Origin of the sequence: Nocardioides sp. Kera G14, from assembly GCF_020715565.1 — a bacterium.
In the GTDB taxonomy this organism is placed as follows: domain Bacteria; phylum Actinomycetota; class Actinomycetes; order Propionibacteriales; family Nocardioidaceae; genus Nocardioides.
The window spans coordinates 1,514,627-1,538,441 of the sequence record NZ_CP085839.1 but is presented as its reverse complement, the minus strand read 5'-3'; the positions used below and the strand labels follow the sequence as shown (position 1 = coordinate 1,538,441).

The window sequence follows — 23,815 nt, the reverse complement described above, 5'->3', positions numbered from 1 at the left end:
GAGCCCATCACGTGCACGTTACATTGACGGCCGTGGAGACCGATCGCCTTGGGCCGCCGTACACCGCTGAGACGCTGACGCTGACTCCGGACGACGAGGGGGACGTGATCGCGACGCTCGTGAAGCGTCCGGCGAAGACCACGAAGACCACGAAGGCGGCCGGCGCCAGCACCAAGGCGGTGCTGCACATCCACGGTTTCTCCGACTACTTCTTCCAGAAGGAGTTCGCGGAGTGGTGGACGAACAAGGGTTACGACTTCTACGCCCTCGACCTGCGCAAGTACGGCCGCTCCCTGCTGCCCCACCAGACGCCCGCCTACGTCACCGATCTGCAGACGTACTACGAGGAGATCGACCAGGCGTGGGAGCGGATCGTCGACCGCGACGGACACACCGAGGTGGTCGTCACCGCCCACTCCACCGGCGGCCTCACGATGCCGCTGTGGGCGCACGACCGCCGACCTGAGCAGCTCGTCGGCATGGTGCTCAACTCGCCGTGGTTCGACCTGCAGGGCTCGACATTGATGCGCGTCTTCGGCACGCCCGTGATCAAGCAGCTCGGTGCCCGCCGGCCGAAGTTCCACATCCGGCGCCATGTCAGCGGCGTCTACGCACGCAGCCTGCACCGCGACCATGAGGGCGAGTGGGACTTCGAGCTCGATCTCAAGCCCCTGACGTCGTTCCCGGTGTACGCCGGCTGGCTCAAGGCGATCCGGGATGGGCACGCCCGCCTGCACGCGGTCCTCGACGTCCCCGTCCCGGTGCTGGTCCTCTCCTCGGACCAGTCGCACTGGACGGTGCACATGACCGAGCGCGCACACAACGCCGACCTCGTGCTCGACGTCCAGCAGATCCGGCGCTGGGCGACCGCGGTCGGCTCCGACGTCACCTACAAGGCGATCGTCGGAGCCCGTCACGACGTCGTGCTGTCCCTCCCGGAGGTGCGGGGATGCGCGTACGACGTCATCAACCGCTGGCTCACGGCATGGGTGTCGTAGACCCCTGCTCACCGAGCCCGCCGACGACGGAGCCGAGCCCCTTGAGGGCGTCGCCGATCTCCGAGGGCACGATCCAGAGCTTGTTGGCGTCGCCCTGCGCGATCTGCGGCAGCATCTGGAGGTACTGGTAGGCCAGCAGGGCCTGGTCGGGGTTGCCGCTGTGGATGGCGTTGAAGACGGTGCCGATGGCCTGCCCCTCACCCTCGGCGCGCAGGATCTGCGCCTGCTTGTCGGCCTCGGCCGAGAGGATCTGCGCCTCCTTGGCGCCCTCGGCGTTGAGGATCGCGGACTGCTTGTTGCCCTCCGCCGTGAGGATCGCCGACTGACGCTGGCCCTCGGCGGTGAGGATGAGGGCGCGCTTGTCACGGTCGGCGCGCATCTGCTTCTCCATCGCGTCCTTGATGGACGCCGGCGGGTCGATGCTCTTCACCTCGACACGCTTGACCTTGATCCCCCAGCGACCGGTCGCCTCGTCGAGGACGAGGGAGAGCCCGGTGTTGATCCGCTCGCGGCTGGTGAGGGTCTGCTCGAGGTCCATCGAGCCGGCGATGTTGCGCAGTGTGGTCATGGTGAGCTGCTCGACGGCCTGGATGTAGTTGGCGATCTCGTAGGTCGCGGCGACGGCGTCGGTGATCTGGAAGTAGACGACGGTGTCGATGGAGACCGTGAGGTTGTCCTCGGTGATCACCGGCTGCGGCGGGAAGGTCACGACCTGCTCGCGCATGTCGAGGTAGTACCGGACCTTGTCGATGAACGGCACGATGATGTTGAGGCCGGGCGTCAGCGTGCGGTGGTACTTCCCGAAGCGCTCGACCACGCCGGCCCGGGCCTGCGGGATGATCTTGACCGTCTTGGCCAGGAACGTGATCGCCAGCAGGACGACCAGGATCAGGATGATGAGAGCGGCCATGTGCTTGTCCTTGTCTGTCCTTCGTCGGACCTACGCGACGGGCGCCACGATGGCGGTGGCGCCGTTGATGGCCGTGACCACGACGGTCTGGCCGGGCTTGATGGGAGCGGCGCCGTCCGCGGGGCGAGCGGTCCACAGCTCCCCGTCGATCTTCACCTGACCGGGCTCCTCGGCGCTGAGGGCGACGAACGTCTGGGCCTGCACCCCGATCATCCGCTCAGGACCGATCAGCAGGTCGGGCCCGGTCTGCAGGCGACGTACGATTCCCGGCCGTACGACGGCCAGCAGCCCCACCGCGATGACGACCGCGACGACGATCTGGATCTCCCAGGCGTCGGTCAACACAGCCGTGACGGCACCGCCGAAGGCACCGATCGCGAGCATGAGGAGGACGAGGTCCAGGCTGGCCAGCTCACTGATCAGCAGGACTGCGGCGATCCCGAGCCATGCGGCCCACAGATGGTCCCCCAGCCACTCCATGACTGGAACCTATCCCAGTTCTCAACGCGCCGCGCGGGTTCTCCGTCGGGCCCAGTAGCGGCCGTCGTTCTGCTCGAGAGTGAGCGGCATGCCGAAGGTCGCGGAGAGGTTCGCCTCGTTGAGCTCGTCGTCGATCAGGCCCGCGGTGACGACCCGGCCTGCGCGAAGCATGAGCACGTGGCTGAAGCCCGGCGGGATCTCCTCGACATGGTGACTGACCAGGACGGTCGCGGGCGCCTCGGGCGCGAACGCCAGCATCGAGAGCGTGGAGACGAGGTCCTCACGACCGCCCAGATCCAGACCGGCGGCTGGCTCGTCGAGGAGCAGCAGTTCCGGGTCGACCATGAGGGAGCGGGCGATCTGGACGCGCTTCTTCTCGCCCTCGGACAGCGTGCCGAAGATCCGGTCGGCGAGACCCGTGATGCCCACCTCGACGAGGAGGTCCTCGGCGCGGTCGTGGTCGACCTGGTCGTAGACCTCCTTCCACCGGCCCAGCACGCCGTACGCCGCCGAGACGACGACGTCGCGGACGGTCTCGTTCCACGGGATCCGGTCGGCGAGGGCCGCGCTGGTGAGGCCGATGCGCGGGCGCAGCTCGAAGACGTCGGACTTGCCGAGCTGCTGGCCGAGGATCCTGACCGTGCCGGACGAGGGGTGCATCTGGGTCGAGGCGAGCTGCATGAGCGTCGTCTTGCCCGCTCCGTTGGGCCCGAGGATCACCCAGCGCTCGTCCTCCTCGACCGTCCACGTGACACGGTCGAGCAGGGTCGAGGGGTGGCGTCGGACCGAGACTTCGTCGAACTCCAGCACCGCAGCCATGCCGTGGATCGTATCGTCAGTCACTGTGCACGATTCACTCAGGCTGGCGTGGTGGGGCACCTCGTGGCTGCGCGGCTCAACGTCACCGGACGAGCTGCTGGATGCCGTGCGCGGGGACGATGCGCAGCACCTCGTCGGCGGCATCGACGGCGCCCCGGACGGTCTTCTCGTCGGCCTCGGCCGCCTGCGTACGTCGGGTGCCGTCTCCTTCGGCCTGGCGCTGCCCATCGAGGGCGATCCGGTGGGTCTCGGCGGGCCGCCGCCCTTCAACCACGCCGCTCTGGCCGTCGGTGAGGCGGTGGTCGTGGCGGGTGCTGGCGTCGGGTTGGTGCCGTCGCGGACTGGCGCTGCGGTGGTGTGGGACGTGCATCAGGCGAGCCGACGGCAGTTGCCCGATGTCGGTGAGGCCGAGCGCTCCTTGCGGGCGGCGTTGCCTTCCGTGGCCGATGCGCTCGCCCGCCTCGAGGTGGCGCGCTGGCGCCCCGAGGTGGCCGACGAGCTGATGAACCTGCGCCACCTGCACGTGCCTGCTGCGCCTGCAGGCGTGCCCGGTCGAGTCGTCGAGCTCGCCGGCCGTGCATTCCAAGCGCTGGCGATCGTCGACCTCGCCCTCGTCGACGACGGCGGGGCCGTCTCCGCCACCGAGATCGCCGCCCGCCGCGACGCGTTGTTGCCGTTGGGGCGGGCGGCGCGGCGCGCCGTCGTCGCCGCCGGCTCGCCCGAGGTCTGGCCGGGCTGAGCGGCACGGGCGCGGCGACCGATAGAGTTCAGCACGCCATGGAACGCCCTGACACGCTGTTGTTCACGCTCACCGGACGGGACCGGCCGGGCGTCAGCTCGCAGGTCTTCTCGACACTCGCAGGATTCGGGGTCGACGTACTCGACCTCGAGCAGATCGTGCTTCGCGGTCGGCTGATCCTGGGCGTACTCACCTCCGTGCCCGACAACCTCCCCGCGCTGCAGGGGGCGATCGCGACGGCGGCCGCCGAGCTCGGGATGAACATCGAGATCGAGCGCGGCACCGGCGACACCAAGATCGAACGCACCGGCCGTTGTCACGTCACGGTCATCGGTGTGCCGCTGACGGCCGCTGCTCTCGCGGGCGTGACGCAGCGGATCCGTGAGGCCGGGGCGAACATCGACCGGATCGAGCGGATGGCCCGCTACCCGGTGACCGCGTTCGAGCTGGCGCTGTCGGGCGCGGATGTCGACCAGCTCCGTGCGCAGCTCGCCGTGTTGGCCGCGGAGCAGTCGGTCGACATCGCGGTCCAGCCGGCGAGCCTGCTGCGCCACGGGGCGCGGCTGATCGTCATGGACGTCGACTCGACCCTCATCCACGGCGAGGTGATCGAGATGATCGCCGCCCACGCCGGCTTCGAGGCCGAGGTCGCCGAGGTGACGGAGCGGGCGATGCGCGGCGAGATCGACTTCGAGGAGTCGCTGCGCGCACGCGTGGCCCTGCTCAAGGGTGTGCCGGCCTCCGCGCTGGATGAGGTCTACAACGCCATCGAGCTCAACCCCGGGGCGCGCACGCTCGTCCGGACACTGCGCCGGCTCGGTTACCGATTCGCGATCGTGTCCGGTGGCTTCAGCCAGATCACCGACCGGCTCGCACAGGACCTCGGCATCCACTACGCCCGGGCCAACGAGCTCGAGATCGTCGACGGCGTGCTCACCGGCGGCATCGTCGGCGAGGTCGTCGACCGCGCCGGCAAGGCCCGCGCACTGCGGGAGATCGCCGCCGAGATCGGGATCCCTGAGGAGGCGACAGTCGCGATCGGCGATGGCGCCAACGATCTCGACATGCTCTCGGCGGCCGGGCTGGGTATCGCCTACAACGCCAAGCCACTCGTACGCTCCCAGGCCGGCACGGCCATCAACGTGCCCTACCTCGACACGATCCTCTACCTCCTCGGCATCAAGCGTGAGGAGATCGAGGCCGCCGACGCTGCAGCCGGCGTCGTCACTCCCGCCCCGCCGATCTGAGCCAACGGGTCGTCCGGGATGAGATCACCCGGCCGTGCGGAATCAACCGGGCGACGTCGTCCCGGACAGTGCGTGGTCCGGGACGACCTGACCCGGTTCCCGGTCCCAGAGTGGGCGACGTCGTCCCGGACGTGGGCGGGCTCAGCTGCGCGGGACCTCGAAGGCCCGCAACCGGGCGGAGCCCACGTCAAGAGACGCCCAGTCGCCGTCGCACTCGAAGACCGCGATCGCGGAGGTGGCGAACTCCCCCAGCGGCACGCCGGACCCGTTGTGGAGAAGCTGCGCGACCATCCCCATCGCGGGGTTGTGACCGACGATGACGGCAGTCTGCGTGTCGTCCTCCAACGCGTGCACGAGCTCGAGCACCGTGTCGACGCCGGCCTCGTAGAGCGTCGCGTCGACCCACGGCTCCTCGACCCACCCGGCCGCCTCGGCGATGGCGGCGTAGGTCTCGCGGGTCCGCAGCGCGGTCGAGACCAGTGCCTGTTCGGGCACGATCCCTTCTGCATAGAGCCAGCGCCCGGCCGCTGCAGCGTCAGACTCGCCGCGAGCGGTGAGGGGCCGCTCGTGGTCGGAGGAGCCGAACTGCTCGGCCTTGGCGTGTCGGATGATCACGAGCGTCCGCGTCATGGCTTCACCCTAGGCGGCCGCCGGTGCGACTCTCAGGCACCCATGGCGTGGTAGCCGCCGTCGACATGGATGATCTCGCCCGTCGTGGCGGGGAAGAAGTCCGACAACAGCGCGCAGACGGCCTTGGCGGTCGGCTCCTGGTCGGTGTTGTCCCAGCCGAGCGGGGCGCGGTCCTTCCAGACGCCATCGATCTCGTCGAAGCCGGGGATCGCCTTCGCAGCCAACGTCTTCAGCGGACCTGCGCTGACCAGGTTGACCCGGATGCCGTCGCCGCCGAGGTCGCGCGCGAGGTAACGGGCACAGGACTCCAGGCCCGCCTTGGCGACGCCCATCCAGTCGTACGCCGGCCACGCGACCGTCGCGTCGAAGGTCAGTCCCACGATGCCGGCGCCGGGCGTGAGGATCGGCCGCACTGCGTGGGCCAGGCTCATCAGCGAGTACGCCGACACCTGCACGGCCTGCGCCACGTCCTCCCACGGAGCCCCGACGAACTTGCCGCCGAGCACCGTCTCTGGATTGCCGAAGGCGATCGAGTGCACGACACCGTCCAAGGTGGCATCGGCACCGAGGTGCTCACGCACCTGCTCGACGAGGCCCGCAAGATGCGCAGGATCGGTGACGTCGAGCTCGAGCACCGGTGCAGGCGCGGGCAGCCGGCCGGCGATGCGCCGCGTGATGCCCAGCGCCCGGCCGAAGTTGGAGATCAGCACGGTCGCGCCCTGCTCCTGCGCGACACGGGCGGTAGCGAAGCCGATGGAGGTGTCCATCGTGACGCCGGCGACGAGGATGGTCTTGCCGTCGAGGAGGCCCATCTCAGTGTCCCATCCCGAGTCCGCCGTCGACCGGGATCACCGCACCGGACACGTACCCGGCGGAGGCCAGCCACAGCGCCGCCTCGGCGATCTCTGCCGGGTCGCCGTAGCGGCCCAGCGGCACCTGCGCGCGGATCGCTTCCCTCTGCTCCTCCGACAGCTCGGCGGTCATGTCGGTGTCGATGAACCCGGGAGCGATCACGTTCGACGTGATGCCGCGCGGCCCGAGCTCACGGGCGAGCGAGCGGGAGAAGCCGATCAGGCCGGACTTGGAGGCGGCGTAGTTGGCCTGCCCCGCCGAGCCGAGCAGCCCGACGACCGACGAGATGAAGATCAGTCGGCCCGACCGCGCGCGGAGCATGCCCTTCGACGCGCGCTTGGCCAGCCGGAAGGCCGAGGTGAGGTTGGTGTCGATCACGTCCGCCCAGTCGTCGTCGCCCATCCGCAGCAGGAGCGTGTCGCGGGTGATGCCGGCGTTGGCGACCAGCACCTCGACCGGACCGTGCGCCTCCTCGACCGCCGCGAAGGCGTCCTCGACCTGGCGGGCATCGGTGACGTCGCACTTGATCTCGAGCGTGCCCTCAGGTGCGCCACCGCTGCGCGTCGTGACCGCGACCTTGTCGCCGGCCGCGACGAAGGCCTCCGCGATCGCGCGGCCGAGGCCCCTGTTTCCGCCCGTGATGAGGACTGATCTGCTCATGACCTCGACGCTAGGGACTACCGCTCAGTAGGCCGGGGACAGCCACTGACAAGGATTGCGGGAGCGGTTCGTAGGATGTCTACATGGCACGCGGCAGGAAGGGCGCCCCCGAGGCGATCCGGATCACGGACGCGCCGGCACCCCTGTCCGATGACATCAAGAAGCGTCAGCGGCGCTACCTCGCCGCGATGCTCGCCCGCACCGCCTTCTTCATCGCCGCCGGCGTCACCGGAATCATGGGGATCCTCTGGCTCGCGATGATCTGTGTCCTGCTCGCGATCCTGCTGCCGTACGTCGCCGTGGTGATGGCCAACGCCTCGACCCCGAAGGGCGCAGAGACCTCGCCCTTCGGCGCCGCGATGACCCAGCAGGACCGGCTCCGCCAGCTCCCGTCGCGGCACGATCCGCGGTGACCACCCTGTGACGCTGGACGACAAGAGCGAGCTCGACCTCTGCTCGGCCAAGGGCTGCCACATGCCCGGCTCCTGGGGGCTGCGCTGGAACAACCCGAAGATCCACACCCCCGACCGCCGCAAGATCTGGCTCGCGTGCGAGGACCACAAGGAGTCTCTGAGCTCCTTCCTCAGCGCTCGCGGCTTCCTCAAGGAGGTCGAGCCGCATGGCGGGTAGATCGCGGATCAGTTTCGTCGCAAGTCGCCGGTGGGCGCTCTTCTTCCTCGCCGTCATTGTCGTCGCGATCGGCACGTACTACCTGGGTCGATGGCAGTTCCACCGCCTCGCGGACCGCAAGGCCGATAACAACATCGTCCGTGCCAACGAGCAGCGCACCCCGGTTCCGATCGACCAGGTCCTCTCCCCCGGGCAGCACGCGCCGAAGAAGGACGAGTGGCTGCTCGTCACCGCCACCGGCACCTACGACACCGCGCACACGGTCACGTGGCGCTACCGCAACAGCGACCAGTACGACGAGGCCGGCATCGACGTCGTCGTTCCGCTGGTGACCGCTGACGGCACCGCCGTCGTCGTCGACCGCGGCTTCGTGCCGACCGACGGCAACAACGCGCTGGCGAAGGCGCCCGCGCCGCCGTCGGGCACCGTCACGGTGACGGGCTACGTCCGCCTCGACGGCACCGGTGACTCGACCGCCGTCGACGAGAGCCTCGGCACCCGCAGTCTCTCCTCATCCACCGTGGCGAAGGCGACCGGCCACACGACGTACGGCGGGTGGCTGCAGCTCAAGCACGAGGACCCGACGCCGGCGACGGCACCGGCCCTCTATGAGCTGCCGGACCTCGGCAACGGACCGCACTTCTTCTACGGCATCCAGTGGTGGTTCTTCGGCCTGTTGGCGATCTTCGGCTTCGGCTACCTGATGTGGGACGAGTACCGCACGCAGGAGGACGACGACTCCGAGGAGGCGGTACGCCGACGGGAGGCCCGCACGGATGCCGAGCGTGAGAAGGCGGCCAAGATCGAGAAGAAGCGCGCGCTCAAGGCCGCGTACCAGCAGGCCTACGAGCGCGAGAAGAGCGACCGGACCTGACGCTGAGGTTGGTCAGCCGACACCCAGGCCGGTGTCACAGGCGGAAATGTCGTTGTTCGAGGCCATGCCCTTCTTGAACTCCGACTCACGTTGGGCCGATGAACCGTGCGTCCAGGACTCGGGGTTCGTGCCGCCCTGCATCTTGTTCTGGATGTAGTCGTCGCCGACGTCATGGGCGGCACCGATCGCGTCGCTGATGTCGGTGTCGGTGAGGTCGGAGATGAGCGGCTCGTTGTCGTCACCCGAGGCGGTGGTCGCAGCCTGCGCCCACATGCCCGCGAAGCAGTCAGCCTGGAGCTCGAGCTTGACCGAGTCGGAGTTCTGGCCCTGCTGCGTCTTCACCTTGTTCATGATGCCGAGCAGGTTCTGGATGTGGTGGCCGTACTCGTGCGCGATGACGTAGGCCCGGACGAACGGCGCGTCCTGACCACCGAGCTGGCCCTCGAGCATGTCCTGGTAGAAGGCGGTGTCGAGGTAGATCGTCTGGTCCGTCGGGCAGTAGAACGGCCCGACGTCCTCGGTGGCGGTGCCGCAGCCCTGCGTGCTGACCTGGCCCTCGAAGACGTGCACACCGTTCTCGTACTGGAACTGGCTGCCGAGCTCCTTGCTCCAGTAGTCCCCGAGCGAGTTCTCGACGGCCACGAGGGCGCAGTCCTCGCTGTTGTTGGCGTCGTCACCGGTCTGGCAGCTGGAGAAGTCGTGGGTACCGCTGCCCGTGCCGGCCACGCTCGCGCCGGAGAACCTGCTGGCGTCCAGGCTGGTGGTGCTGCCGCTCAGGACACCGCCCGTGAGGTCCACACCGGTGCACTGGCTGATGATGACGAGCGCAATGATCAGGATGATCCCGCCGATGCCGCCGCCCATCTTCCCGGTGGGGATGGGAAGGCCACTCAGACCGCCGCCCCCGAGGCCACCGCCTCCGCCGCTGCCCACGTCCTGCACGCGGCTGTTGTCGAGACGTGCCTTCGGGTTGAACCGCATCCGAGCCCCCTCAGTGAGAATGCGGGGCTTCCGCCCCGCGCCCATAGACTAGTGACCCGTCATGATCACTGCCCAGAACGTCGAGATCCGCGTCGGACCCCGCAAGCTGATGGGCGATGTGACCTTCCGCGTCGGTCCCGGCGACAAGGTCGGCCTCGTCGGCCGCAACGGCGCCGGAAAGACGACGCTGACGAAGGTGCTCGCCGGTGACCTCGAGCCCGATGCGGGTTCGGTCAGCCGTGTGGGCGACCTCGGCTACCTGCCCCAGGACCCGCGCGTGGGTGACCCCGAGATCCCCGTGTCGCAGCGGATCCTCTCCGCGCGAGGGCTTGATGACGCCGTACGGCGGCTGCGGGCCTCCGAGGTCGAGCTGGCCTCCGAGGACCCGGCCGTGGCCGAGAAGGGCATGCGCCGCTTCCAGCGGGCGCTCGACGAGTTCGAGGCCGGTGGCGGGTACGCCGCCGAGTCGGAGGCCAAGACCATCGCGAACGCCCTCGGGCTGCCCGAGCGGCTCTGGGAGCAGCCGCTCAAGACCCTGTCGGGTGGTCAGCGTCGCCGCGTCGAACTGGTCCGCATCCTCTTCTCCGACGCCGAGGTGCTGATCCTCGACGAGCCGACCAACCACCTCGACGCCGACTCGATCATCTGGCTGCGTGAGTGGATGAAGACGTTCAAGGGCGGCTTCATCGTGATCTCCCACGACAACGACCTGCTCGAGCAGACGGTCAACAAGGTCTTCCACCTCGACGCCAACCGCGAGGTCATCGACGTCTACAACATGGGCTGGAAGCCGTACCTCCAGCAGCGTGAGGACGACGAGGCGCGCCGCAAGCGCGAGTCGATGAACGCGATGAACAAGGCGAAGACCCTCACCGACCAGGCCAACAAGATGAAGGCCCGCGCCTCCGGCGCCTCGGCCGCGCAGTCGATGCTGAAGCGCGCCGAGCGGCTCAAGCAGGGCATCGAGGCCGAGCGCCAGGCCGACAAGGTCGCGGCGATCAAGTTCCCGACCCCGCAGGCCACCGGCAAGACACCGCTCATGGCCGAGGGGCTGTCGCGCAACTACGGCGCGCTCGAGGTCTTCACGGCCGTCGACCTCGCGATCGACAAGGGCAGCCGCGTCGTCATCCTGGGTTTCAACGGCGCCGGCAAGACCACACTGCTGCGGATCCTCGCCGGGGTGGACCAACCCGACACCGGCGAGGTCATCCATGGCCACGGCGCCAAGCTCGGCTACTACGCCCAGGAGCACGAGACCCTCGACGTCTCCCGCACCGTCCTGCAGAACATGCAGGCCGCTGCTCCCTCGCTGGACGACACCGAGGCCCGCACCGTGCTCGGCGCGTTCCTCTTCCAGGGCGACGACGTGCACAAGCCGGCCGCCGTCCTCTCCGGTGGTGAGAAGACCCGCCTCGCGCTCGCCTCGCTGGTCGTCTCGAAGGCCAACGTGCTGTTGCTCGACGAGCCCACCAACAACCTCGACCCGGCCTCGCGCGAAGAGGTCCTCAACGCGATCCGCTCCTACGAGGGCGCGATCGTCCTGGTCACCCACGATGAGGGCGCCGTCCGGGCCCTCGACCCGGACCGGGTACTCCTGCTCCCCGACGGCGCCGAGGATCTCTGGAACGAGTCGTACGCCGAGCTCGTCTCGCTCGCCTGAGTCTCCCCATCGCAACCGTGGTCAGTCCGGAGTCTCGACCGTCGGCCTGATCGTCAGGCTCTCGACCATCGCCTCCGGTGGCGCGTCCACCGCCATCCGTACGCCGGCGGCGATCGTCTCGGGCTGGACGTAGGTGTCCTCCGGTCCCTCGGAGCCGTTCGCGATGCGGGTCTGGTGCGCCATGTCGGTCGAGGTCCAGCCCGGGTGGACAGAGACCACCCGCACGCCGTGCTCCCGCTCCTCGCTGCGGAGGCAGTCGGCGAGTGCCCGGAGGGCGAACTTTGTGCCGCAGTAGACCGAGCCGCCGGCGTACGTCATGAAGCCGGAGTCGGAGTTGAGCAGCACGACCGTCCCACGAGCTGCTCTGAGCGCCGGCAGCAGGCGCGCGACGAGGTCGGCGGCGGCGAAGACGTTGACCTCGAAGGAGCGGCGCCAGTCGGCGCGCGTCGTGGTGCCGAGCGGCTGCATCTCGCCCAGCCCCGCGGAGTGGACGAAGACGTCGAGTCGGTCGAGGCCGAGTCCGTCGACCGCTGCGGCGAGGGCCTCCTCATCCCCGAGGTCCGCGATCAGGCCGAGGGCGTCGGGGATGTCGCGCCGGGTCGCCTCGAGCGCTTCCACGCTCCTGACACCCGCGATCACCTGATGTGTGCGGGCCAGGTCGAGGGCGATCGCGCGGCCGATGCCGCGCGAGGCTCCGGTGACGAGGGCGAGAGGACGGGTCATGGGACGTCACCGTGCCAGAGCCGTGTTACAGATCGAGCAGGGCCTCGACCGCGGTATGTTGCCGCTGCAGCGCACGCAGGTGGGGCGCGACCGACGGGTGCCGGAACTTCCCGGCCAGGGCGCCCTCTCCTCCGGCGACGCGGGCCAGGGCCCACTCGGCGCGGTTGAAGGCGGTGAGGACCACGGTCACCTGGGCACCGAGCGTCACCTGCTCGCGCGTCGCGACGCCGGCGGGAAGGCCGACGAGGTAGGCGTCGAGCAGCGGCTCGAACTCCTCGCGCGCACCGAGCGCGTAGTACCCGAGGTCGGACCCGACCGGCCCGATGCCCAGCGTGCCCCAGTCGACGGCGACCAGGTCGTCGCCCTCCCGTCCCCGCATGTTCCGCAACGTCGGGTCGCCGTGCTGCGCGACCTGGGGCAGGTCATCGAGAAGTGCGAGGAGTCGCTCCCGCTTGGTCCACAGGACGTGTGCGATGTCGCTGGCCGTCGTACGGGAGAGGGTCTGCCACCCGCCGCGACGCTCGATCCGTGCCAACCGGCTGCGAAGCTGCCCGCGGGCGAGCCAGCGGATCGAACCCAGCTCGGCGGCGGCGAAGCGGCCCATCGAGAGCGCCGCGAAGAGCCCCGAGTTGGCGCCGTCCTCGACCCAGTCCTGGACGAGGGTGATGCCGTCCTCGTCGGCCTCGACCGCCGTCACCGGAGCGCGCAGACCGGGCGTGGAGTCCAGCAGGCCGTACGTCGCCACGTCGGCCTCGCGCCGCCACCAGGCGAAGTGGTGCGGGTCGGAGAGCTCCGGCGGGTCCTCCTCGGTCGGCGCGGAGAGCCGTTTGATCACCACCGCACGGCCGGCGATGTCGGTGCGCCAGACGCCGAGCGTGGACGTGGCGGTGCCACCGCTCAGGGGATGCCACCCCGGCTCGGGCTGCCACATGGATCGCACGTTAACCGATGTCGCGCTCCCGGAAGCGGAACCAGGCCCCCACGGTCGCCAGCGTGGCGAGCACCGCGAGAACGATCAGGGGCATCCATCGCCACGCCTCGGCGGGGTACTGCGGCACGGCCGAGTACGGCGAGAGGTCGATGACCCACTCCGGCAGCTCGAGCAGCTCACCGACCACGGTCAGGAGCAGGAACAGCACCAGAGCGAACCAGCCGACGATCGACCAGCTCGGCCGGAAGGACCACGCCAGAAGACCGAAGGCCGCCACCAGAGTCACGGCGGGGATCCAGGCGAGCGAGGCCCCGAGCGCCGCGTAGGGGTCGTTGCCGCCGGCCAGGCCGTAGCCGAGCCAGAGCCCGAGACCCAGGACGAACACGAGCCAGCCAGCTCCCGCGAAAGCCACGACTACTGTGCCGGCGTACCAGCCGCGCCGGGAGGCGCCGGTGGAGAGGACCATCTCGAGACGGCCGTCGGTCTCGTCCGCCGAGGAGTGGTTGATGACCGTGACGGCGAAGCAGGTGATGATCATCGCGCCGATCGACAGCACCGCCGCGATCATCACCCCTCCGAGCCGGTCGATCAGCTCCTGCCCACTGCCGACCGACTCCACCATGTCGTCGAGGCCGGGCGCCATGGCGCCGAACGCGACGCCCATGAAGGCGATGGCGACGGTCCAGAGGATCAAGGACGTGCGCTGGAGCCGCAGGATGAGCGCGATCGGACTCCGCACCCAGGCCGGTCCGACGACGCGGCCGGGCCGGGCGGCGATCAGACCGCCGCCGAGGTCGCGGTGGGCCCGAAGCTCGCGGGCGAGCACGAGCAGCACGGCCGTGATCGCCGGATAGAGCAGCACCGCCCAGCCGCGCGGGTCCGACCATGCGCGGAGTTGGGTGTTCCAACCGAGTGGCGAGAGCCAGGAGAGCCAGGTCCACCGGCCTCCGTCGCCGAGGGCGCGTAGGAGGAAGATGCCTCCGAGCATCCCGGCGATGAAGCCGCCGCAGGTGCGCGCGCTGGCTGACAGTTGGACGGCCACGGCCGCGACCGCTGTGCCCACGAGAGCCGTGCCGGCCCATGTGAGGCCGAACCACACCGAGCCGGAGACCGGTAGTCCGCCGGCGATCGCCGAGCCGCCCACGGCGAGGCCCAGCACCGCTGCAAGCCCGGCACACTCGACCAGCACCGCTGCCATGGGCGCGTCCCGCCCGACGACCGTCGCCCCGATGAGCTCTGAGCGCCCGCTCTCCTCCTCGACCCGCGTGTGGCGACGGACGAGGATGACGAAGAGGACCGCCGCGAAGAGGGCGTAGAGCTCGGTCATCTTGCTCATGGCCAACTCGCCGACCGAGCCCGGGTCGAGGATGGGACCGTAGAGCGCCCGCAGTGCCGGCTGCTCGTTGATCGAGGTCGCGAGTCTGAGCCGGTCGGCCGTGGTCTTGAAGAGGGTGGTGGTGGACGCCGCGGAGGCGTAGGTCATGACCACCATGACCGCGATCCAGACGGGCGCGATGATCCGGTCGCGGCGAAGGTTCTGTCGAAGGAGCAGCGCCGTCCCTGTGAACGGTCCGGCGTACGCCGTCGTCCTCATCGATCGCCCGGTCATGACTCGTAGGCGCTGAGGAAGAGCTCCTCGAGGCTCTTGCCCTCGGCGCTCCCGTCGGCCTTGGTGAGGCGCAGCTCGTCGAGCGTCCCGCTCTCGACGGTCCGGCCGTCGCGGATGATCGTCACGCGGTCGGCCAGCCGCTCCACCTCCGAGAGGATGTGGCTGGAGAGCAGCACGGTGGCGCCACGGGAGGTGTGCTCGGCGACCAGCTCGTTGAAGACCTTCTCCATCAGCGGATCGAGGCCGCTGGTCGGCTCGTCGCAGATCAGCAGGTCGGTGTCGGCCGCGAAGGCGGCGACCAGTGCGACCTTCTGGCGGTTGCCCTTGGAGTAGGCGCGGCCCTTCTTGGTGAGGTCGAGCTTGAACCGCTCGACCATCTCCGCCTTGCGTGTCTTCGCCGGGTCGAGGCCCCGCATCCGGAGCAGCAGGTCGACGGACTCGCCGCCCGACAGGTTGGGCCACAGGCTGACATCACCGGGGACGTAGGCGAGCCGCTTGTGCAGCTCCGGAGCCTTGCGCCACGGGTCGTCACCGAACAACGTCACAGAACCGCCCGACGCACGCATCAGCCCCAAGACGATCCGGATCGTCGTCGACTTCCCAGCCCCGTTGGGCCCGAGGAAGCCGTGCACCTCACCGGGAGCGACCGAGAGGTCTAACCCCTTGAGGGCGCGGAACTTCCCGAATGTCTTGACGAGGCCTCGCGTCTCGATCACAGCACCGCTCACCGTGGCAGCCTAGGGTCAGCTCATGCCGTGCGGCGAGCAGTCAGTCTGAGATGGAACCGGAGGGCGGGGCTCCGCGTGTACGTAGTGTGAGCACCACGGCGCCCAGCGACCTCGCGGACTTCTACGTGCTCGCCTGCCCACCACTCATCGGCTACCTGACGGTGCTCACCGGCAATGCGGCCGATGCAGAGGAGGTTGCGCAGGAGGCGTTCGTACGGCTCTGGCAACGCTGGTCCACCGTCCAGCACTACGACAACCCGTCAGCCTGGCTTCGCCAGGTCGCCACCCGGCTCGCCATCAACCGGTTCCGACGGAGCAAAGTCGCTGTCCTCGCGCTTCCTCGCCTGCGCACGGTCGACCACTATGAGATCGACGATCCTGACGTGGACCTCACCCGAGCGCTGGGCACGCTGCCGATCGAACAACGCGCGGTCGTGCTGCTCCACCACCTCCACGACCTGCCGCTCACCGAGGTGGCCAGCCTCCTCGACATCCCGTCGGGCACCGCGAAGTCACGTCTCGCCCGCGCCCGGACCGCATTGGCCCCACTGCTCGACAGGAGCGAGGCATGAACGAACTCCAGCAGCGCCTGACCGGACTCCTTGAACGGACCACTCCCGCGTTGGCGCCGCCGTACGCCGACCTCGTGCGCCGGGCACATCGGCGTTCTCGCATCCGTCGCACGATGGCGGCTGTCACAGCGGCCACCGCGGTCGCAGCAACCGGGGGTGTGATGCTCTGGAGCTACGGCCCGGGACCCGAGCGGCGCGACTCCGCAGCGTCCGATTCGAGCAGCAGCGACGGCTCCTCCGCCTCCGGTCCGTTCGCTGCCATCGGAATCCTTTCCACTGTCACCAACACAGGACTCGGCATCGACCTTGCGGTCGAGGGCGCCGACGGAAGGACAATGACGTACGCCGTCTGTGATCTGCCCGCCACCACGCCCTGCGGCGGGACCCGCTGGGTGCCCGCCGGGCCTGCCCTCACGTTCGGATCGACCCCCGTCACTTCCGTGACCGTGCCGACCGCTCTTCGAGGGGATCCGAAATCGGTCGAGGTCGAGAAGCACGGCGGTGGATACCGGTTGGTCTCGACCGACGAGAACGGGGTCTACGTCGTACGCATCGTGCTCCCGAAGAGCGCGACCTCGGACCTCGCCGCGGCGTCGAGCAGAGTGGTGACCCTCACCGTCGTGTGGGGCAACGCGCTCGGTGCCGGCATCCCTGCGGCTCCCGCCGAGGAGGAGACACAGTGACCCGCCGGCGGCGGTGGAGCATCGGCACCGCGCTCGTGTCCCTCTGCGGAGCCGTGATCCTCGTCTCGATGTTCCTGGGCCGCACGGCGGACGGCGGCATGGCAAGGGATGTGCCCGCAGCCAGTCAGACGCCCAGCCCCACGGCGGTTCCGACCGCGTGGCCGATGAAGGTGCCTAGCGGTCCTGACGACCACGTCCCGGCGCTCGTCGTGCACCTTCCCGATCACGACGTCGCCCTCAGGCCATGGACGATCTGCGGATTCGGCTTCGGTGGCTGCGCCGACGGTGCTCCGGGCCTCGCCGGCACGCTGCCTCGGCTGGACGGCGGCGCCACGGCAGACTTCCGATTCCTGCCCGAGGTTGACAGCATCACCGCGACCGCCGTCCAGGTGGACCGCGACTGCCCGCGGTGGCTCTCCGCGTCGGTGGACGACCTCGGCAGCGGTGAATACGGCGTCCATCCGGTCGGACCCGCCGGGCTCTGGAGGATCGACGTCACCGCTGCGCGCAAGGGCGAGGACGCCCACTACAGCTTCGAGTGGCGCACCGATACGACGACCGCTGTGACCACACCCGTCGACAGCACACTCGCGGTGCTCGCCGACCACGATGGGCAGCTCGACTCCTACGGTGTCGAACTGGGCGTCAACGGTCTCGCATTCGATCTCGCGGAGGTGAGTGCCCGCGTGACCGTCACAGCAGAGGACGGCCGTTCCGTGGGCATCAGGCCGACCACGAAGCAGCGCGATACGTGCTACCAGGCCGGATCGGTCTCTCTGACTGCGTCCGAGGCCGATGGCCGCCGCGCGGCAGCCCTCGGCGGCCGGAGCTTCCGCTACGACGTCGACCTGACGCTGGACGGCCGCACGTTCCACGGCGTCGGCCAGTGGCCAGAGGGCGAGCTGTCGGACGACGAGCCGAGCGTCTCCCTCAGGTGGACGCCCGCCCTGCCGGCGTACAGCGTCCCCTGACCGTCGGCGGACTCAGACGTTGAAGCCGAGCGCCCTGAGCTGCTCGCGTCCGTCGGGGGTGATCTTGTCCGGGCCCCACGGCGGCATCCAGACCCAGTTGATGGTGACGTTGGTCGCCATCTCCTCCAGGGCTTGGTTGGTCTGGTCCTGGATCAGGTCGGTGAGCGGGCAGGCGGCCGAGGTGAGGGTCATGTCGATCGTCACCTCGTTGCCGTCGAGGTGGAGGCCGTAGATCAGGCCGAGGTCGACGACGTTGATCCCGAGCTCGGGGTCGACGACGTCCTTCATCGCCTCTTCGACGTCTTCAACGGTCAGGCTCATGCGTTCTCCTTCGACAGCGACTGGGCCGTCGCGTCCTTCCATGCCATCCAGCTCAGCAGCGCGCACTTCACGCGTGCCGGGAACTTCGCCACGCCGGCGAAGGCGATGCCGTCCTCGAGCAGCTCCTCATCGGGCTCCACCTCACCCTTGCCCTGCATCAGGTGGAGGAACTCCTCCTGGATCGCGAAGGCGTCGTCGATGGGCTTCCCGACCACAAGGTCGTGCAGCACCGAGGCCGAGGCCTGCGAGATCGAGCAGCCGAGGCTGTCGTACGACACGTCGGCCACCTTGCCGTCGGCGAGGTGGACGCGCAGCGTGATCTCGTCACCGCAGGTCGGGTTGACGTGGTGCACCTCGGCTTCGAAGTCCTCACGGAGCCCCTTGCCGTGTGGGTGCTTGTAGTGGTCCAGGATGATCTCCTGGTACATCGCGTCCAGCGCTGCGTTGCTCACTGTGAGTCCAACTTGAAGTAGTCGCGGGTGTATTCCAGCGCGTCCACGAGCGCGTCGATCTCGGCCGGCGTCGTGTAGAGGTACGACGACATCCGGCATGACGCCTGCACGTTGAACCGCTGGTGGGCGGGCTTGGCGCAGTGGTGGCCGGCACGGATCGCGACGCCCCTGGAGTCGAGCACCTGCGCGACGTCGTGCGGGTGCACGCCCTCGAGCTCGAAGGAGATCGCTCCGCCGCGCTTGGCGGCGTCGAGCGGCCCCATCACCGTCAGGCCCTTGACCGACTGCAAGCGCTCGAGCGCGTACGTCGTGATCGCGAGCTCGTGCGCGTGCACGTTCTCCATGCCGAGGTGCATGAGGTACTCCAGTGCCGCCCCGAGACCCACTGCCTCGACGATCGGCGGCGTACCCGCCTCGAACTTGTGCGGGATCGGCGCGTACGTCGACCTCTCCATCGTCACGGTCGCGATCATCTCGCCGCCTCCGAGGAACGGAGGTAGCGCCTCGAGCTGCTTCCGCGCGCCCCAGAGCACGCCGATGCCGGTCGGGCCGACGGTCTTGTGCCCGGTGAACGCGAGGAAGTCCGGACGCTCCAGATGAGGCATCGCGGCCAGGTCGATCGGCAGCACCGGCGCGGCCTGCGAGGCGTCCACGACGACGAACGCGCCGATCTCGTGAGCCTTCCGTGCAATCTCCGCGATCGGGTTGATCGTGCCGAGCATGTTGGAGACCCACGTCAGCGCGACGACCTTCGTCGCCGGCGTGATGAGCTCGTCGATGTTCGTCAGGTCCAGTTGACCGTCGTCCGTGAGGCCGAACCAGCGGAGGTCGGCGCCGGAGCGCTGCGTCGCGAGCTGCCACGGGACGATGTTGGAGTGGTGCTCCATCTCGGTGGTGACGACGACGTCCCCGGCTGACAGCGGGACGGTCTGCGCGACGAGGTTGAGTGCCTCGGAGGCGTTCTTGGTGAAGATCACCTCGTCGCGCTCAGGCGCCCCGATGAAGCGCGCCACGATGTCGCGGGCGTTCTCGAACGCCTCGGTCGCCTCGGCGCCGAGGTGGTGCATCGCGCGGGCGATGTTGGCGTTGTGCCGCTCGAGATGGTCGACCATCGTGTCGATCACGATCTGCGGCTTCTGCGACGTGTTGGCGCTGTCGAGGTAGACCAGCGGCACCGCGTCGTCGCCCGCACCAAACTCCCGGTCCAGGATCGGGAAGTCCTTGCGGACCAGATCGAGGTCCGGGAGCAGGCCGTCCATCAGGCGCCCAGCGAAACAGACTTGAGGAACCTGTCATACCCGTTGGCCTCGAGCTCCTCGCCGAGCTCCTCGCCACCGGTCTCGGCGACGTGACCGTCGACGAAGACGTGGATGAAGTCCGGCTTCACGTAGCGCAGGATGCGGGTGTAGTGCGTGATCAGCAGGACGCCCTTGCCGTCGCGCCCGCGGAAGCGGTTGATGCCGGCCGAGACGACCTTGAGCGCGTCGATGTCGAGACCGGAGTCGATCTCGTCGAGGATCGCGACCTTGGGGTCGAGCAGGTCGAGCTGGGCGATCTCGGCGCGCTTCTTCTCACCGCCGGAGAAGCCCTCGTTGACCGAGCGCTGCGAGAACGCCGGGTCGAGGTTCATGTCGGAGAGCGCGGTGTTGACGTCCTTGACCCACGTGCGGAGCTTGGGCGCCTCACCGTCGAGGGCCGTCTTCGCCGTACGCAGGAAGTTCGACATCGAGACGCCGGGGACCTCGACGGGGTACTGCATGGCGAGGAAGAGGCCTGCCTTGGCCCGCTCGTCGACGGACATCTCGAGGAGGTTCTCACCGTCGAGGAGCACCTCACCGCCAGTGATCGTGTACTTCGGGTGGCCGGCGATGGAGTAGGCCGTCGTGGACTTGCCGGAGCCGTTGGGGCCCATGATCGCGTGGGTCTCGCCCTCGTTGATCGTCAGCGTGACGCCCTTGAGGATCTCCTTGATGCCGCCCTCGGCGTTCTCGTCCTCGACCGTGACGTGCAGGTCCTTGATCTCAAGCTTGCTCATGCGGTGATTCCATTCAGTTCGTTCTCGACGGTGGCGAGGAGCTGCGACTCCAGGTCAGGCACACCGATCTGGCGGATGAGGTCGTTGAAGAAGCCGTGCACGACCAGGCGGCGTGCCTCGGACTCCGAGATCCCGCGCGAGCGCAGGTAGAAGAGCTGCTCGTCGTCGAAGCGGCCCGTCGCGGACGCGTGGCCCGCGCCCTCGATCTCGCCGGTCTCGATCTCGAGGTTGGGGACCGAGTCGGCCTGGGCGCCATCGGTGAGGACGAGGTTGCGGTTCTCCTCGTAGGTCTCGATGCCTTCGGCGACCTTGCGGATCAGGACGTTGCCGATCCAGACCGTGTGGGCACCGTCGCCCTGCAGCGCGCCCTTGTAGACCACGTGGGACTTGGTCTTCGGGGCGGTGTGGTCGACGAAGAGGCGGTGCTCGATGTGCTGGCCCGCATCGGCGAAGTAGAGACCGAGGAGCTCGGCAGAGCCGCCCGAACCGCTGTACTGCACGGTCGTGTCGTTGCGGACGACGTCGCCGCCGAAGGTCACGTCGATGTGCTTGAACTCCGCGTCGCGGCCGACGGCCACGTGGCGGTGTCCGGCACGGACGGCATCGTCGGCCCAGTCGTCGATGGAGACGACGGTGAGCTGGGCACCGTCCTCGACGACGATCTCGACGTTGTCGGCCAGCGTCGCGCTGCCCTCGAAGCGGAAGACGATCGTGGCCTTGGAGAACTTCCCGGCACGCAGCACCACGTGCTCCGCAACAGCGTCCGTCGACGTACCGGTGATCGTAACGACGTACGGCGTCGCCAGCTCGGCCTCGGCGGGGACCGTGACGACGGTCGACTCACCGGCGGCCGCGAGCGCACGCGCCGCGATCCGATCGGTGGGCACGAAGCCGCTGACGCCGGCGATGCTCGACGTGGGCACCGTCTCGACGGTGACGCCCTCGCCGGTGCTGCTCAGCTTCAGCTCGCCGGTGAAGGCAGCGTCCTTGTGCAGGTTGCGGAGCCGCTTGAGCGGGGTGAAGCGCCAGATCTCCTCGCGACCCGTCGGCACCGGGTGCGTGTCGACGTCGAAGGAGCCGGCCGGGTGGAGGTGTGACTCCACGGGCTCGAGCTCGAGGGAGGAGAGGACCGAGTCGAGCGCCTGCCCGAGCTGGACCTTTTCGTGCGTGGCGGTCATATCAGCCGACCGCTCCTTCCATCTGCAGTTCGATCAGGCGGTTGAGCTCGAGGGCGTACTCCATCGGGAGCTCCTTCGCGATGGGCTCGACGAAGCCACGGACGATCATCGCCATCGCCTCGTCCTGCTCCATGCCGCGGCTCATCAGGTAGAAGAGCTGGTCGTCGGAGACCTTGGAGACGGAGGCCTCGTGGCCCATGGAGACGTCGTCCTCGCGGATGTCGACGTACGGGTAGGTGTCCGAGCGCGAGATCTGGTCGACCAGCAGGGCGTCACACAGCACATTGCTCTTCGAACCGTAGGCACCCTCGTTGACCTGGATCAGCCCCCGGTACGACGTCCGGCCGCCGCCACGCGCCACCGACTTGCTCAGGATCGAGCTCGAGGTGTGCGGCGCGGCGTGGACCATCTTGGCGCCGGCGTCCTGGTGCTGGCCCTCACCGGCGAACGCGATGGAGAGCGTCTCGCCCTTGGCGTGCTCGCCCATCAGGTAGACGGCGGGGTACTTCATCGTGACCTTGGAGCCGATGTTGCCGTCGACCCACTCCATCGTCGCGCCGGCCTCGCAGAAGGCACGCTTCGTGACGAGGTTGTAGACGTTGTTCGACCAGTTCTGGATGGTCGTGTAGCGGACGCGCGCGTTCTTCTTCACGATGATCTCGACGACGGCCGAGTGCAGCGAGTCGCTGCTGTAGATCGGGGCCGTGCAGCCCTCGACGTAGTGCACGTAGGAGCCCTCGTCGGCGATGATCAGCGTCCGCTCGAACTGGCCCATGTTCTCGGTGTTGATCCGGAAGTAGGCCTGCAGCGGGATCTCGACGTGGACGCCCTTGGGGACGTAGATGAACGAGCCACCGGACCACACGGCCGTGTTGAGCGCGGCGAACTTGTTGTCGCCGACCGGGATGACGGTGCCGAAGTACTCCTTGAAGATGTCCTCGTGCTCGCGCAGGGCGGTGTCGGTGTCGACGAAGATGACGCCCTGCTCCTCGAGGTCCTCGCGGATGGAGTGGTAGACGACCTCCGACTCGTACTGCGCGGCGACGCCGGCGACGAGGCGCTGCTTCTCCGCCTCCGGGATGCCGAGCTTGTCGTAGGTGTTCTTGATGTCCTCGGGGAGGTCGTCCCAGCTCGCCGCCTGCTTCTCGGAGGAGCGGACGAAGTACTTGATGTTGTCGAAGTCGATGCCGCTGAGGTCCGAACCCCACGTGGGCATGGGCTTGCGGTCGAAGAGCGAGAGGCCCTTGAGGCGCAGGTCGAGCATCCACTGCGGCTCAGACTTCTTCTCGGAGATGTCGCGCACCACGAGGTCGGAGAGACCGCGCTTGGCGTTGGCGCCGACGTCGTTCTTGTCCGACCAGCCGAACGCGTACTTGCCGATCCCCTGGAGCTCGGGGTTGAGCTCCTCGATGCGGTTGTCAACTGAGGTCATGAGACCTTCTCCTTCTTCTGAGGGATGCACGTGGTGCAGACGCCGTCGCCGTGGGCGATGGTCGCGAGTCGTTGGACATGGGTGCCGAGGACGGCGCTGATCGCCTCGGTCTCGGCCTCACACAGTTGCGGGAACTCGTGCGCGACGTGGGAGACAGGGCAGTGCTGTTGACACAACTGCTCACCCACGATGGGCAATTCCCGCACCGACGCGGCATAACCCTCGTCGGTGAAGACCCGGGCGAGGACCTGGGCCGGGCTGAGCATCGGGTTGTCGAGCGCCACCGCGGAGAATCGTGTGGAGATGAAGGACGCCCGCTGGGCTGCGAACGCCTTCACCGCGTCCTCGCCCGCGGTGTCGCGGAGGAAGCGCAGCGCTTGGGCGGCGAGGTCGTCGTAGGTCTGCTCGAAGCCCTCCCGACCGGCGTCGGTCAGTACGAACTCCTTGGCAGGCCTGCCGCGACCGCGGTCGCGCGCGAGACGTGGCTCACGCGCCTCCGCAGCACCGTCGGCGACCAGTTGGTCCAGGTGTCGGCGTACGGCTGCGGGGGTGAGGTCGAGGCGCTCGGCCAGCGCCGCCGCGGTGGACGGGCCGTCGACGAGCAGAGACCGCGCCACGCGTCGCCGCGTCGCCCCGCTCTCCTGACGCTCATCGATTTTCACAACACAAGTGTGCTCTTATTCATCGGGCGCGTTCAAGC

The 23,815-nt window shown here is 68.7% G+C and carries 26 protein-coding genes and 2 pseudogenes; 10 read left to right on the top strand and 18 right to left on the bottom strand.

Features of this window, described 5'->3' with window-relative positions:
• Positions 1-32 precede the first annotated feature (32 nt).
• Positions 33-998 (top strand): alpha/beta fold hydrolase, encoded by a 966-nt coding sequence (locus tag LH076_RS07600; protein ID WP_227783377.1) that lies wholly within the window; start codon positions 33-35, stop codon positions 996-998.
• On the opposite strand, the pseudogene LH076_RS07595 reads toward LH076_RS07600, so the two are convergent.
• The 3 genes and pseudogenes from LH076_RS07595 to LH076_RS07585 form a co-directional block, all read right to left on the bottom strand.
• Positions 994-1,908: pseudogene (locus LH076_RS07595) on the bottom strand (SPFH domain-containing protein); the annotation flags it as partial. The gene LH076_RS07600 and the pseudogene LH076_RS07595 overlap by 5 nt on opposite strands.
• A 30-nt stretch (positions 1,909-1,938) precedes the next feature.
• The gene (locus LH076_RS07590) at positions 1,939-2,388 is read right to left on the bottom strand and encodes an NfeD family protein (RefSeq protein ID WP_227783376.1); all 450 of its coding nucleotides are present in this window, start codon (positions 2,386-2,388) and stop codon (positions 1,939-1,941) included.
• 21 nt (positions 2,389-2,409) lie between these two features.
• Positions 2,410-3,207: an ABC transporter ATP-binding protein gene (locus LH076_RS07585; protein WP_227783598.1), complete on the bottom strand. Its 798-nt coding sequence runs from the start codon at positions 3,205-3,207 to the stop codon at positions 2,410-2,412.
• A gap of 25 nt (positions 3,208-3,232) precedes the next feature.
• On the opposite strand from LH076_RS07585, the gene LH076_RS07580 reads away from it, so the two are divergent.
• Together LH076_RS07580 and serB are read left to right on the top strand one after the other, a co-directional pair.
• Positions 3,233-3,946: a hypothetical protein gene (locus tag LH076_RS07580; RefSeq protein WP_227783375.1), complete on the top strand. Its 714-nt coding sequence runs from the start codon at positions 3,233-3,235 to the stop codon at positions 3,944-3,946.
• A 38-nt stretch (positions 3,947-3,984) separates the two neighbouring features.
• A complete protein-coding gene (serB, locus tag LH076_RS07575; RefSeq protein ID WP_227783374.1) occupies positions 3,985-5,193 on the top strand; it encodes a phosphoserine phosphatase SerB in 1,209 nt (402 codons plus the stop codon).
• 141 nt (positions 5,194-5,334) lie between these two features.
• Here serB and LH076_RS07570 read toward each other — a convergent pair whose 3' ends face one another.
• From LH076_RS07570 to LH076_RS07560, 3 genes are read right to left on the bottom strand one after another with little or no spacing between them, the layout of a single operon-like run.
• Positions 5,335-5,823 (bottom strand): SixA phosphatase family protein, encoded by a 489-nt coding sequence (locus LH076_RS07570; RefSeq protein ID WP_227783373.1) that lies wholly within the window; start codon positions 5,821-5,823, stop codon positions 5,335-5,337.
• 32 nt (positions 5,824-5,855) lie between these two features.
• A complete protein-coding gene (fabI, locus tag LH076_RS07565) occupies positions 5,856-6,635 on the bottom strand; it encodes an enoyl-ACP reductase FabI (RefSeq protein WP_227783372.1) in 780 nt (259 codons plus the stop codon).
• Between the two features lies 1 nt (position 6,636).
• Positions 6,637-7,335, bottom strand: a complete 699-nt coding sequence (locus tag LH076_RS07560; protein ID WP_227783371.1) for a beta-ketoacyl-ACP reductase — start codon at positions 7,333-7,335, stop codon at positions 6,637-6,639.
• Between the two features lie 83 nt (positions 7,336-7,418).
• On the opposite strand from LH076_RS07560, the gene LH076_RS07555 reads away from it, so the two are divergent.
• The 3 genes from LH076_RS07555 (at position 7,419) to LH076_RS07545 (ending at position 8,839) form a co-directional block, all read left to right on the top strand.
• A complete protein-coding gene (locus tag LH076_RS07555) occupies positions 7,419-7,748 on the top strand; it encodes a DUF3099 domain-containing protein (protein ID WP_227783370.1) in 330 nt (109 codons plus the stop codon).
• A 61-nt stretch (positions 7,749-7,809) separates the two neighbouring features.
• Positions 7,810-7,965 (top strand): acetone carboxylase, encoded by a 156-nt coding sequence (locus tag LH076_RS07550; RefSeq protein WP_227783597.1) that lies wholly within the window; start codon positions 7,810-7,812, stop codon positions 7,963-7,965.
• Entirely contained in the window at positions 7,955-8,839 is an 885-nt protein-coding gene (locus LH076_RS07545) for an SURF1 family protein (protein WP_227783369.1), read from the top strand. The genes LH076_RS07550 and LH076_RS07545 overlap by 11 nt, the downstream gene beginning before the upstream one ends.
• Positions 8,840-8,851: 12 nt before the next feature.
• Here the strand turns inward: LH076_RS07545 and LH076_RS07540 are convergent, their stop codons facing one another.
• A complete protein-coding gene (locus LH076_RS07540; protein ID WP_227783368.1) occupies positions 8,852-9,820 on the bottom strand; it encodes a neutral zinc metallopeptidase in 969 nt (322 codons plus the stop codon).
• Between the two features lie 61 nt (positions 9,821-9,881).
• Here LH076_RS07540 and LH076_RS07535 point away from each other — a divergent pair, with 61 nt between their 5' ends.
• On the top strand, positions 9,882-11,480 hold the full coding sequence (locus tag LH076_RS07535) for an ABC-F family ATP-binding cassette domain-containing protein (RefSeq protein ID WP_227783367.1): 1,599 nt from the start codon (positions 9,882-9,884) through the stop codon (positions 11,478-11,480).
• Positions 11,481-11,501: 21 nt separating this feature from the next.
• On the opposite strand, the gene LH076_RS07530 is transcribed toward LH076_RS07535, so the two are convergent.
• The 4 genes and pseudogenes from LH076_RS07530 to LH076_RS07515 form a co-directional block, all read right to left on the bottom strand.
• Positions 11,502-12,203 (bottom strand): SDR family oxidoreductase, encoded by a 702-nt coding sequence (locus LH076_RS07530; RefSeq protein ID WP_227783366.1) that lies wholly within the window; start codon positions 12,201-12,203, stop codon positions 11,502-11,504.
• A 25-nt stretch (positions 12,204-12,228) separates the two neighbouring features.
• Positions 12,229-13,134, bottom strand: coding sequence for a phosphotransferase (locus LH076_RS07525; protein ID WP_227783365.1), 906 nt, complete (start codon positions 13,132-13,134; stop codon positions 12,229-12,231).
• Between the two features lie 10 nt (positions 13,135-13,144).
• Positions 13,145-14,728 carry an ABC transporter permease gene (locus LH076_RS07520; RefSeq protein WP_227783364.1) on the bottom strand — a complete coding sequence of 528 codons (1,584 nt, stop codon included), beginning with the start codon at positions 14,726-14,728 and terminating at the stop codon, positions 13,145-13,147.
• 56 nt (positions 14,729-14,784) lie between these two features.
• Positions 14,785-15,471 (bottom strand): annotated as a pseudogene (locus LH076_RS07515) (ABC transporter ATP-binding protein); the annotation flags it as partial.
• Positions 15,472-15,557: 86 nt separating this feature from the next.
• On the opposite strand from LH076_RS07515, the gene LH076_RS07510 reads away from it, so the two are divergent.
• Genes LH076_RS07510 through LH076_RS07500 form a run of 3 tightly spaced genes read left to right on the top strand, consistent with a single transcriptional unit; the run spans position 15,558 to position 17,697 of the window.
• Positions 15,558-16,043 (top strand): RNA polymerase sigma factor, encoded by a 486-nt coding sequence (locus LH076_RS07510; protein WP_227783363.1) that lies wholly within the window; start codon positions 15,558-15,560, stop codon positions 16,041-16,043.
• On the top strand, positions 16,040-16,726 hold the full coding sequence (locus tag LH076_RS07505; RefSeq protein WP_227783362.1) for a hypothetical protein: 687 nt from the start codon (positions 16,040-16,042) through the stop codon (positions 16,724-16,726). Before LH076_RS07510 ends, LH076_RS07505 begins: the two co-directional genes overlap by 4 nt.
• Positions 16,723-17,697 (top strand): hypothetical protein, encoded by a 975-nt coding sequence (locus LH076_RS07500; protein ID WP_227783361.1) that lies wholly within the window; start codon positions 16,723-16,725, stop codon positions 17,695-17,697. The genes LH076_RS07505 and LH076_RS07500 overlap by 4 nt, the downstream gene beginning before the upstream one ends.
• Before the next feature lie 12 nt (positions 17,698-17,709).
• On the opposite strand, the gene LH076_RS07495 is transcribed toward LH076_RS07500, so the two are convergent.
• The 7 genes from LH076_RS07495 to LH076_RS07465 are packed head-to-tail and all read right to left on the bottom strand — an operon-like array spanning position 17,710 to position 23,732.
• Entirely contained in the window at positions 17,710-18,018 is a 309-nt protein-coding gene (locus LH076_RS07495; protein ID WP_321573735.1) for a metal-sulfur cluster assembly factor, read from the bottom strand.
• On the bottom strand, positions 18,015-18,446 hold the full coding sequence (gene sufU / locus LH076_RS07490; protein ID WP_227783596.1) for a Fe-S cluster assembly sulfur transfer protein SufU: 432 nt from the start codon (positions 18,444-18,446) through the stop codon (positions 18,015-18,017). Before sufU ends, LH076_RS07495 begins: the two co-directional genes overlap by 4 nt.
• A gap of 20 nt (positions 18,447-18,466) precedes the next feature.
• Positions 18,467-19,729 carry a SufS family cysteine desulfurase gene (locus tag LH076_RS07485; RefSeq protein WP_227783359.1) on the bottom strand — a complete coding sequence of 421 codons (1,263 nt, stop codon included), beginning with the start codon at positions 19,727-19,729 and terminating at the stop codon, positions 18,467-18,469.
• On the bottom strand, positions 19,729-20,505 hold the full coding sequence (gene sufC, locus LH076_RS07480; protein WP_227783358.1) for a Fe-S cluster assembly ATPase SufC: 777 nt from the start codon (positions 20,503-20,505) through the stop codon (positions 19,729-19,731). The genes LH076_RS07485 and sufC overlap by 1 nt, the downstream gene beginning before the upstream one ends.
• On the bottom strand, positions 20,502-21,683 hold the full coding sequence (gene sufD / locus LH076_RS07475) for a Fe-S cluster assembly protein SufD (RefSeq protein ID WP_227783357.1): 1,182 nt from the start codon (positions 21,681-21,683) through the stop codon (positions 20,502-20,504). The genes sufC and sufD overlap by 4 nt, the downstream gene beginning before the upstream one ends.
• A gap of 1 nt (position 21,684) precedes the next feature.
• The gene (gene sufB, locus LH076_RS07470; RefSeq protein ID WP_227783356.1) at positions 21,685-23,115 is read right to left on the bottom strand and encodes a Fe-S cluster assembly protein SufB; all 1,431 of its coding nucleotides are present in this window, start codon (positions 23,113-23,115) and stop codon (positions 21,685-21,687) included.
• Positions 23,112-23,732 (bottom strand): helix-turn-helix transcriptional regulator, encoded by a 621-nt coding sequence (locus LH076_RS07465; protein ID WP_265333841.1) that lies wholly within the window; start codon positions 23,730-23,732, stop codon positions 23,112-23,114. Before LH076_RS07465 ends, sufB begins: the two co-directional genes overlap by 4 nt.
• Positions 23,733-23,815 lie beyond the last annotated feature (83 nt).